This window comes from Mesorhizobium silamurunense, from assembly GCF_014843825.1.
GTDB classification, from domain to species: Bacteria; Pseudomonadota; Alphaproteobacteria; order Rhizobiales; family Rhizobiaceae; genus Mesorhizobium; species Mesorhizobium silamurunense.
In genome coordinates this window covers 44,084-53,200 of the sequence record NZ_JHQR01000232.1, presented here as the reverse complement: position 1 = coordinate 53,200, position 9,117 = coordinate 44,084, and the positions used below count along the sequence as shown (strand labels likewise).

The following is a 9,117-nucleotide window of genomic DNA, read 5'->3' as shown; positions in this document are numbered from 1 at the left end:
AGCGACCAGGCCTCCGCGCTGTTGCGCGAAGCGGCCGCCCGCTACGCCGAACTCGGCCGCCCGCGCGACCAGGAGCGATGCCTGGCGCGGGCGCAAGCGGTTGAGGTGAGGCTGGCGGGGTAGAAGCTGCCCATCTCCCCCCTGTGGGGGAGATGGCCGGCAGGCCAGAGGGGGGGCGCGAAGGAACGCCACCTCTGGTAATCGGCTCTTGATCTGAAACCATCCAACGGTGGCCGCTATAGCTGATAGGCTGGCGGGACAGCGCCCCCCTCTGCCCTCCTGGGCATCTCCCCCACAAGGGGGGAGATTATTCTCGCCCTACTCCGCGATGCCTTCCTCATACTCCGTCGACATCGTCAGCCATTTGTCCTCGTTGGTGGCGAGTGTGGCGGCGAGTTGCGAGCGCTCCTTGGCCAAGCGCGTCGCGGTCGAGGGGTCCTTCTCGTAGACGACCGGGTTGGCGAGCTCGTCTTCGATCAGGTCGATGCGCTTGCGGATACGGTCCATCAGCGCTTCGGTGGCGCGGATTTCCTTGGCGAGCGGTTCGAGTGCTGAGCGTCGGGCGGCCGCCTCGCGGCGGCGGTCCGCCTTGGACGCCTTGTCCGCTTCCTTCTGCTCGCGGCGGTTTGAGGAAACGCCGGTGACCAGGGTTTTATAGTCCTCCAGGTCGCCGTCGTAAGGATTGACCGCGCCGTCCTTGACCAGCCACAGCCGGTCGGCCGTCGCTTCGAGCAGATGCCGGTCGTGCGAGATCAGGATGACGGCGCCGGGGAAATCGTTGAGCGCATGGATCAGCGATTCACGGCTGTCGATGTCGAGGTGGTTGGTCGGCTCGTCGAGGATGAAGAGGTTTGGTCCGTCAAAGGCCGAGAGCCCCATCAGCAGCCGGGCCTTCTCGCCGCCCGACAGGTCCTTGGCGGCGGTGTTCATCTTCTCGGTCGAGAGCCCGAACTGGGCGACGCGGGAGCGCACCTTGGCTTCGGGCGCCTCCGGCATCAGCCGGCGCACGTGCTCATAGGCGCTTTCCTCGTGGCGCAGGTCGTCGAGCTGGTGCTGGGCGAAGATCGCCACCTTCAGCCCCGGCGCAATGGTCATGGTGCCGGTCTCGGCCTTGAGGCGGCCGGCGAGCAGCTTGGCGAAGGTCGACTTGCCGTTGCCGTTGGCGCCGAGCAGCGCGATGCGGTCGTCGGCATCGATGCGCAGCGTCATCTTCTTCAGGACCGGATTGCCCTCGCTGTACCCGACATTGACGCTATTGAGCGCAATGATCGGCGAGGCCACCGTCTTGACCGGCTCGGGGAAGGAGAACGGCCGCACCGTGTCATTCATGATGGCTGCGATCGGCTTCATCTTCTCCAGCGCCTTCAGCCTGGATTGCGCCTGCCTCGCCTTGGAGGCCTTGGCGCGGAAACGCTCGACGAAGGACTCCATATGCTTGCGCGCCGCCTCCTGCTTGGCGCGGCTCTTTTCCTGCAATTCGCGCTGCTCGGTCAGTTGCCGCTCGAACTGGTCGTAGCCGCCGCGCCAGAAGATCAGCTTCTTCTGGTCGAGATGGACGATCGAATTGACGGCGCGGTTGAGCAGGTCGCGGTCGTGCGAGATCAAGAGCACGGTGTGCGGATATTTGGAAACGTAGTTCTCCAGCCACAGCGTTCCTTCGAGGTCGAGATAGTTGGTCGGCTCGTCGAGCAGCAGAAGGTCCGGCTCGGAAAACAGCACCGCCGCAAGCGCCACACGCATGCGCCAGCCGCCGGAAAAGGACGAGGCGGGCCGCTTCTGCGCGGCGTCGTCGAAGCCAAGGCCGGCAAGGATAGTGGCGGCGCGGGATTCGGCCGAATGCGCGTCGATGTCGACGAGCCGCGTGTGGATCTCGGCGATGCGATGCGGATCGCTCGCAGTCTTCTCCTCTTCGAGCAGCGCCTGACGTTCGACATCGGCTTTCAGCACGATCTCGATCAGCGGCTCCTCGGTGCCGGGCGCTTCCTGCGCCACCTGGCCGATGCGGGTGTTTTTCGGCAGGCTGATCGAGCCGGTCTCGGAAGGGAAATCGCCGGTGATCGCCTTGAACAGCGTCGTCTTGCCGGTGCCGTTGCGGCCGACGAGACCGGCCTTGGTGCCGGCCGGCAAGGTCAGCGAGGCATGGTCGAGAAGCAGGCGCCCCGCCATGCGCAGCGAGAGGTCGTTGATGATAAGCATGGGCCGCGCTTTTGCACAGGACGTCGGCGCTTCGCAAGAGCCAGGCACCGACGATCCGCAGCCGTGCGGCTTCGGATTATTCGACAAAAAGCGCACCGGGACTGGAACCAGTTGCGGCCCGAAGCGTTTGCAGGCCCGTGATCCGCTATCTCGCGCTCGCTTTCATCTTTTTCCAGGTCGCTACAACAGCCGCGCTGGCGACGCAGGTGGTTTTGTTCGCGGGCGACACCGCTGGAGCGCTCTCCTTGACTGAACCAGTAAGCTCGGCGCTGGCACCGCCAATCTCCCCGCTCGCGGGGGAGACGGCCGGCAGACCGGAGGGACGCCAGATGGAGCACCTGCTGATCCAAATTGATCCCGCAAAACAGTCTCAGGCTTCGCCTGTGAACGACTGAGAGGCCGGCGGACAGCGTCCCCCCTCTGCCTGCCCGTCCTCCCCAGCAGCTGCGGAGGTGCACCAGGCTTCTCCTCCACTTGGGGAGATTGCGCGCTCCTCTTTCGCCAATCACCACCACTCATACTTTGGTTGCCACGTCACCGGTTTGACGTTGATGGCTGCTATCGTCTCAACCTATGCTGGCGCGAGCGGCTGGGGCCTATCCACGCAAAGGACAGATCCGATGACGTGCAAGACCATCCTTCTTTCGGCCGCGCTGGCAGTTGCGGCTGCCGCCATGATGGTGGCCCCTGCCCAGGCCGCAGACTGCGCGGCGGCGAAGACGCAGGCCGACCTTGCCACTTGCACGGCCAAGAACGCAGCCTCGGCCGATACCGCGCTCAACGCCGTCTACAAGGCGTTGGCGGGACGCCTCGCTCCCGCCGACCAGCAGCGCCTTCGCGATGCGCAGCGCGCCTGGATTCCGTTCCGCGACAAGGAATGCGCCTTCCGCACCCAGCCTTATGCCGACGGCTCGGTCTATTCGAGCCTGGTCGAAACCTGCAAGGCGGAATTGACCAAGGCGCGGCTGACACAGTTGCAGCACCAGCTGCAATGCCCGGAAGGCGACCTCTCCTGCGTGCCGCAAACCGCCGGCGGCGCCGCGCCTGCGAAGGCCGCGCCTGTGGCGTCTGGCGCCGCGCCGGCGGCACCTGCCCAGGCAGGCCGGGACGACACCAGGCCGTGCGTGCAATCCGCTGGCAAGGCGAAATCGGACCAATATGTCTCGCAATGCATTCAGGTGTCGCCGGCGACACATCCGCCCTGCAACGGCCAGAACGCGTGCAGCATGATGATCGACGAGATCAAGCGCGGCTGCGCCATGATCGGCAGCGACAATCCGCCGGCCTTCTGTTCCGCTTACAAGGACTGAGCGACACGGCGGGCCAGGTTCGTTCGCCTTGCCCGCCTTGCAGCCACGGCCGGCAATGACGTTTCCTTGGCAAGATCGACTCAGCGAAGCAAGACAACCGCAAGTTCCGCTTTTGATAATATTGGCAGGTCAGGTGGCGATAGCACCAGAAAAAGCCTCGAAACCTTTTGATCCAGCTGGGATGCTTTGAGAAAATTGATTTCAGTTTTTGCCGTGCTCCTGCGAAATTGCTAGTGCGTCGTGAGTCGCGCGTAGGCGCCAACAACAAACAACAGTAAAACAATAACTTGATTGCGTGAGGAGCTCACGATGGGCGAGGCGGCCAACGATCTGCGCATGCTGAGATATGTCGCGGAGATCACGCGAAAGCTGGCGAAGATGCTTTCGCGCACGCGCTACCAAATGCTTGTCTACTTTCTGGAGATGACCGCGATCGAGGCCGACAATCTTGCGGCGGCGCAGGATTCCGAAGCCAAGGCTGTCGGGGCGTCAAGCCCCTCAAAATCCCGCGATTGAACGCGCGCGACGACGCGATCGACAGCGCCAAGGCATCTCAGCCGTCGCGCTTCAACGACCAGCCGATCGTCATGCTCGACGATGGCGCGCTCGAAATTGTCGAGCGCGTTGAGCGCGGCATGCAGATCGACGGCCGGCAGGTCCAATGAGAACAGGACGCGCCGCGCCTTGACCCCTTCGCCGGCGTCGGCGGAAGACTGGATGGCCACCCTGCGACGCAATGCGTCGAGCGCGGCCAAGCGGTCGGCCGACGGCTTGGCGTCGTCCGTTGCGGGTAGCATGGCCTCAGGCCTCAGGCCTTGGCTTTGCGCTTGCCCTTACCGGAATCCGCGGCCGGCTTGCGGCCCAGGCCGGAAGACTTGGCGAGCGCCGAGCGGGTGGCCGAGTAGCTGGGCGCCACCATCGGATAGTCTGCCGGCAGGCCCCATTTGGCGCGGTATTCGTCCGGCGTCAGGCCATGGTCGGTCGACAGGTGCCGCTTCAGCGACTTGAACTTCTTCCCGTCCTCGAGGCAGACGATGTGGTCGGGAAAGACCGAACGCTTCGGATTGACGGCCGGCGTCTGCGGCACGCTCTCCTTGACGGCGGCGCCGCCGGCGAGCTTGCGCACCGATGCGCTGACGCTGGCGATCAGATCAGGCAGGCCGGACGCCGGAAGCGGATTGTTGCCTACATAGGCCGAAACAATGTCGGCGGTCAGCTCGATTGCAGTCTTGTCGTCGATATTGGACAATTTTTTCACCCTTTGCTGGTTCTCAAAGTGACCAGCTGTTTTTAAGACTTTGGTCCAGGTATCATATTGGACCTGTCCCCCAACGGACCGTCCAGAGTCAGTAAACGCACGAGACTCAATACCGGAGGTATATCTTCACTGCGGGTCGCGACGGCGCAAGTTAGGAATTCTAATACCTATAACAAACACTTTATGCGCTGAAAGCCGGCGCAAGACCGCAAATGACGCGGCAGCACTTCGATTTTTGCGAATAATTCCTGCAAAAATCGAATTCAGGACCGGATACCGATGCTGGCGAACAGAATCGCGTCCGGATGACCGATTGTGACTGATCATGCCCGATTCGATGACGCGAGTCGCTTATTTCGCGGCGGCGCCGCGCCGGAAGTCCACCGGTCCGCTGTCGGCCAGAATCTCAAGCACGCGTTTCCAGCGGGCGCAGCGGCCGAAATCCTTCTGCTCGATGGCCTTCTCGGCCTTCATGGCGGCATAGAGCGGTGCCTCGGCACCGAATTCCTTCACCAGCCAATGCGCCTCCTGTCTGGCGCGGCGTTCGTTCTCGTCAAGCATTGTTCAGATCTCCGAACGTTCGATGCCGACCGCAATGCAGCTGCCGATGACGAGGACGGCGCCGGCAATGGCCGTCATCGACAGGCTTTCGCCCGACAGCGACAGCAAAAGCGTGGAAGCGATCGGCGTGAGATATGCGACGACCGCAAGCCTGCCGCCCTGGTCGAGCTTCAGCGCGCGCGACCAGAAATAGTAGCCGAGCCCCATCGGCCCGGCTCCGAGATAGAGGCCGAGCAGCAAATCCAAGCCGCCCAGGCCGGCGACGCCGCCGTGCAGGCACCAGACGAAGGTCAGCGCCACGCCGATCAGCGCGGAGGGCAAAAGCAAGCGGTCGGGCGGCACGGCCAGACGGCCGACGGCGATTGAATAGAAAGCCATGCAAAGCGCCGAGCCGAAAGCGGCGCAATAACCAACGAGGCTGCCTTCGAACCAGGCGTGCGCGCGTCCGCCGGAGATCACCAGCGCCACGCCGGCGAAGCCGAGCGCGGCGGTGAGCCCAAGCAACAGCGGGCGCTTCGGGTTGCCGATGACGATGATCGCGGCGGCCACCATCAGCGGCCAGGCATAGGCGACGAGATTGGCCTCGATGACCGGCATCGAGGCGAAGGCGATGTATTGCAGCACCATGGTGCCGACGAGGCCGATGACGCCGACGGCGTAGGCGGCTAAAACGCCTCTTTCCTTCTCCCCTTGTGGGAGAAGGTGTCGCCGAAGGCGACGGATCAGGTGTTCTCCAGCTTGGCGCCGGCGGCGCTCCGTCCAACACCTCTCGTCCGTCTCGGCGCTGCGCGCCGATCCACTTTCCCCCGCAAGGGAGGAAGGGAAGAGCCTGATCAGCGCAAAGACCAGCGTGGCGCCGCAGAACTGCAGAAACTGCACATGCGACACCGGATGACTGGCAAGCAGCGTCTTGCCGACCAGGGCATTGGTGGCCCAGAGCGCCACGGCGCCGAAGGCGAAGGCCAGCGCCGCCGTCGAGGCGGCGTTGGACCGGAGTTGCTGTCTTTCCGCGACGACCGGGCCGAGGCTCACCGACGCTGAAAGCGGCCGGCGCTCGGCTGGATCATTGGCCACTACCACGATTCCCTTGCCCCGCCGGAGACCGGATCGGCAGCCGGATTCGGCACGGGATGTTCTTCGGCATGGCGGCGATAGGCCGGCAGCTGGTTCGTCCAGACGTCGTCGGCCAGCTCGTTCACCCAGGCGCGGTCCTGGTCGTTGTCGGCGGCGAGGTAGAACATGCGGTTGTCGTCGACATAGGGCTTCATCACCGAGCGCTGGTTGAGCACCAGGGTGACGCGCGAGCCGAGCTGGATGGGCGCGGTGCGATGGAGCACGCCGAGGAACTGGCCGAGCGTGGCGTAGTTCATCTTGTGATCGATGCGCATGACCTTGTTGCGCGGCAGGTCGCGGCCGGATTCGAGGAGGGCGCGGCCCGTCTCGGAATCGTCGCAATAGATTTCAAGATGGCCGCCGATCAGAGGGTCGCTGATCGAGAGCGGAATGAGCTCCGTCACCGGAACGCCATCGCAGTGCCATTCGACGGCGCCGTCCTTTGGATTCATGAAGGTGACGGTCGAGCCGACGATCGACAGCGGATAGGGTTCGAGCTTGGTGCCCATCATGTCGGACAGCCGTTCCAGCCGCAGCTTGTCGTTGAGCAGCTCCTTGATCTGCGGAATGTAGCGGTCGGCGCCGGTGATGAAGGTGAGGTCGAGATGCTTGTGCACCGCATGGCTGGCCTTGAGCTTCAGCGCGGCCTCCTCGATCGCGGCAAGCAGTTGCGGGTCGTAGCCGTGAAGATACTGGGCGACGCCGAAGCTCGACACTTTCCACGCCGTATCATGCCCGATGATGGCTTCACGGCTCATCGCATAGCGCAGTTCGGGGATCGTATGGGCGTTCATTCTACTTCTCCAAGGTTGGGGCAACACTTGGTAAACAGTCGATTAAGCCGCCTGCCCCTGTAAATTTAGGAATGCTGGTGCTACTTTAAGCCCAGCTAAAGGTCGAACCCCGTGCGTCTGCTCAGTCAGGTCAACTTAAACTCGCTGAAAATCGTGGAGAGCGCCGCCAGGCACAAGAACTTCACGCGCGCCGGCGAGGAGCAGTTTATCACCGCCTCCGCCGTCAGCCAGCGGGTGAAGAGCCTGGAAGACCAGCTGCGCTTCAAGATCTTCCAGCGCGGCGGCAATGCGGTGTCGCTGACGCCGGAAGGCGAGACCTATGTGGCGCGCGTGCGCGAGGCGCTGGAGCGGATCGTGGCGGCAAGCATGGAAGCCACCGGCCAGTCCCAGTTGCACGTGCTGAAGATTTGCGTGCTGCCGACCTTCGCGGCGCGCTGGCTGTTTCCGCGCCTCTCCACTTTCCAGCGGCAGTATCCGGACATCGAGATGCGGGTGTCGACTTCCTATGCCACGCATGAATTCTCGGCCTCCGAATACGATCTGGAGATCCGCTATGGCGATGGCGACTTCCCCGGCCTCAATTCCGAGCTGCTGTTCAAGGAGGACCTGACGCCGGTGTGCAGCCGCAAGCTGTTCCGTGAGGTGCTGGGCGACAAGCCGCTGTCCAAGGTGACGCCCGAGGACCTCAGGCATTTCACCCTGCTCCACTCCGATACTTGCACCCAGAACTGGCAGTCGTGGCTGGGCTTTGCCGGCGCGAGCTTCGTGCTCGGCGAAACCAAGAGCATGTATTTCGATTCCTGCATGATGTCTTACGAGGCGGCCAATGCCGGCATGGGCTTTGCCGTCGCCAACCGCGCCTATATGGCGAGCGACATCCGCGCCGAGCGGCTGGTGGCGCCCTTCGCGGTGCACCATCCCAACACCGCCGGTTGGTACTTCGTCAGCCCGATCAAGGCGCTCGGCGCCCGCAAGGTGGAGCTGTTCAAGCAGTGGATCATGGCCGAGGCGGCGCTGACGCAGCGCCAGCTGGATCTGGAGATCGCCGGCATGCCGCTGGCCCGCGCGGCGATGGCGTGAGGCAAACCTCCCGAACAAGCGACCCTTCTCAGAGATTTCTCCATCCTTGAAGGATGGCGCCTCGAATGATGGCGCAATGATTTGTCCCGCCATCAGTAGCCGGCTTAGCGCGATCGCACCATGACGTGGCGCAGAGACTCAGCTATCTTCATCCGTGCGGCGGGCCTGATTTCCCGCTTGGCCGGCGCTTTCCAGCTTCCTCCCAAGCAGCGCCGGCCTTCTTCCGTGGCGGCATCATCATTTCCCAATCATCGCCCGCCTGTTTCCGGCCGAGTATTCCTGCCCGCTTCAGCGCCATCACTGCTTCGGCGGCGTGGCCGGCTGGTCGCCGCCGGTGGTCGATTTCGGCACCGGGTTCTTGTCGATTTGCGGGTTCTGGTCGACGGCGGGCGCCTTGGTCGGCGGCACGCTGTTGTCGCAGGCGGCGAGCGCGAGCCCTGCCGCGAGAGCCAGCAGCACAGGAAGCTTCTTCATGACGACCTCCTCTCGTTCGCCCCTATCCCAGGGCAAACGAGGCGGTGACGGTTTTGGTTGCGTGGGCCGGCGGAACCAACCGGCCTGTCTCCGGTTGAGTTTCGGTAACTCGCGAGGAGATGGTCATGATCCGTCTGCTGCTTGTCGGCCTGTTCGCCTACACGGCCTATCGCGTCACGATGAGGATCATCGAGGAAGTGCCCGGGGACGTTGCTCCCTTGGATATGCCCGGCGATGAACGGCGCGCGTTGCGGCGCCAGTCCGCGGCGATGGGTGTGGAGCCGAAAAGGTAGACGCCCTTCCTCGCCCCATAAAAGTGGGGCAGAGGTGG

The 9,117-nt window shown here is 63.7% G+C and carries 11 protein-coding genes; 4 read left to right on the top strand and 7 right to left on the bottom strand.

Features of this window, described 5'->3' with window-relative positions:
• Positions 1–318: 318 nt before the first annotated feature.
• Entirely contained in the window at positions 319–2,196 is a 1,878-nt protein-coding gene (locus DH10_RS25400) for an ABC-F family ATP-binding cassette domain-containing protein (protein WP_192256303.1), read from the bottom strand.
• Between the two features lie 137 nt (positions 2,197–2,333).
• On the opposite strand from DH10_RS25400, the gene DH10_RS25395 reads away from it, so the two are divergent.
• Positions 2,334–2,591 carry a hypothetical protein gene (locus tag DH10_RS25395; protein WP_192256305.1) on the top strand — a complete coding sequence of 86 codons (258 nt, stop codon included), beginning with the start codon at positions 2,334–2,336 and terminating at the stop codon, positions 2,589–2,591.
• A 225-nt stretch (positions 2,592–2,816) separates the two neighbouring features.
• The gene (locus DH10_RS25390; RefSeq protein WP_192256307.1) at positions 2,817–3,506 is read left to right on the top strand and encodes a lysozyme inhibitor LprI family protein; all 690 of its coding nucleotides are present in this window, start codon (positions 2,817–2,819) and stop codon (positions 3,504–3,506) included.
• 410 nt (positions 3,507–3,916) lie between these two features.
• Here DH10_RS25390 and DH10_RS25385 read toward each other — a convergent pair whose 3' ends face one another.
• The 5 genes from DH10_RS25385 to DH10_RS25365 all read right to left on the bottom strand — a co-directional run bounded on the left by DH10_RS25385 (position 3,917) and on the right by DH10_RS25365 (position 7,232).
• Positions 3,917–4,303 (bottom strand): hypothetical protein, encoded by a 387-nt coding sequence (locus tag DH10_RS25385; RefSeq protein WP_192256309.1) that lies wholly within the window; start codon positions 4,301–4,303, stop codon positions 3,917–3,919.
• Between the two features lie 11 nt (positions 4,304–4,314).
• Entirely contained in the window at positions 4,315–4,755 is a 441-nt protein-coding gene (locus DH10_RS25380) for a Ros/MucR family transcriptional regulator (RefSeq protein ID WP_192256311.1), read from the bottom strand.
• A 360-nt stretch (positions 4,756–5,115) separates the two neighbouring features.
• Positions 5,116–5,325 (bottom strand): hypothetical protein, encoded by a 210-nt coding sequence (locus DH10_RS25375; protein ID WP_192256313.1) that lies wholly within the window; start codon positions 5,323–5,325, stop codon positions 5,116–5,118.
• A gap of 3 nt (positions 5,326–5,328) precedes the next feature.
• A complete protein-coding gene (locus tag DH10_RS25370) occupies positions 5,329–6,357 on the bottom strand; it encodes a DMT family transporter (protein ID WP_192256532.1) in 1,029 nt (342 codons plus the stop codon).
• A gap of 41 nt (positions 6,358–6,398) precedes the next feature.
• Positions 6,399–7,232 (bottom strand): hypothetical protein, encoded by an 834-nt coding sequence (locus DH10_RS25365; RefSeq protein WP_192385487.1) that lies wholly within the window; start codon positions 7,230–7,232, stop codon positions 6,399–6,401.
• A 111-nt stretch (positions 7,233–7,343) separates the two neighbouring features.
• Between DH10_RS25365 and DH10_RS25360 the strand changes: the two genes are divergently transcribed.
• Positions 7,344–8,312 (top strand): LysR substrate-binding domain-containing protein, encoded by a 969-nt coding sequence (locus tag DH10_RS25360; RefSeq protein ID WP_192256318.1) that lies wholly within the window; start codon positions 7,344–7,346, stop codon positions 8,310–8,312.
• 297 nt (positions 8,313–8,609) lie between these two features.
• Here DH10_RS25360 and DH10_RS25355 read toward each other — a convergent pair whose 3' ends face one another.
• Positions 8,610–8,786: a hypothetical protein gene (locus DH10_RS25355; protein WP_192256320.1), complete on the bottom strand. Its 177-nt coding sequence runs from the start codon at positions 8,784–8,786 to the stop codon at positions 8,610–8,612.
• 125 nt (positions 8,787–8,911) lie between these two features.
• Between DH10_RS25355 and DH10_RS25350 the strand changes: the two genes are divergently transcribed.
• Positions 8,912–9,079, top strand: a complete 168-nt coding sequence (locus DH10_RS25350) for a hypothetical protein (RefSeq protein ID WP_192256322.1) — start codon at positions 8,912–8,914, stop codon at positions 9,077–9,079.
• Positions 9,080–9,117 lie beyond the last annotated feature (38 nt).

Bases quoted from the DNA above. Each gene is read 5' to 3' on its own strand.
- DH10_RS25365 (WP_192385487.1), bottom strand. From the start codon at position 7,232: ATGAACGCCCATACGATCCCCGAACTGCGCTATGCGATGAGCCGTGAA.
- DH10_RS25400 (WP_192256303.1), bottom strand. From the start codon at position 2,196: ATGCTTATCATCAACGACCTCTCGCTGCGCATGGCGGGGCGCCTGCTT.
- DH10_RS25355 (WP_192256320.1), bottom strand. From the start codon at position 8,786: ATGAAGAAGCTTCCTGTGCTGCTGGCTCTCGCGGCAGGGCTCGCGCTC.
- DH10_RS25390 (WP_192256307.1), top strand. From the start codon at position 2,817: ATGACGTGCAAGACCATCCTTCTTTCGGCCGCGCTGGCAGTTGCGGCT.
- DH10_RS25385 (WP_192256309.1), bottom strand. From the start codon at position 4,303: ATGCTACCCGCAACGGACGACGCCAAGCCGTCGGCCGACCGCTTGGCC.
- DH10_RS25350 (WP_192256322.1), top strand. From the start codon at position 8,912: ATGATCCGTCTGCTGCTTGTCGGCCTGTTCGCCTACACGGCCTATCGC.
- DH10_RS25375 (WP_192256313.1), bottom strand. From the start codon at position 5,325: ATGCTTGACGAGAACGAACGCCGCGCCAGACAGGAGGCGCATTGGCTG.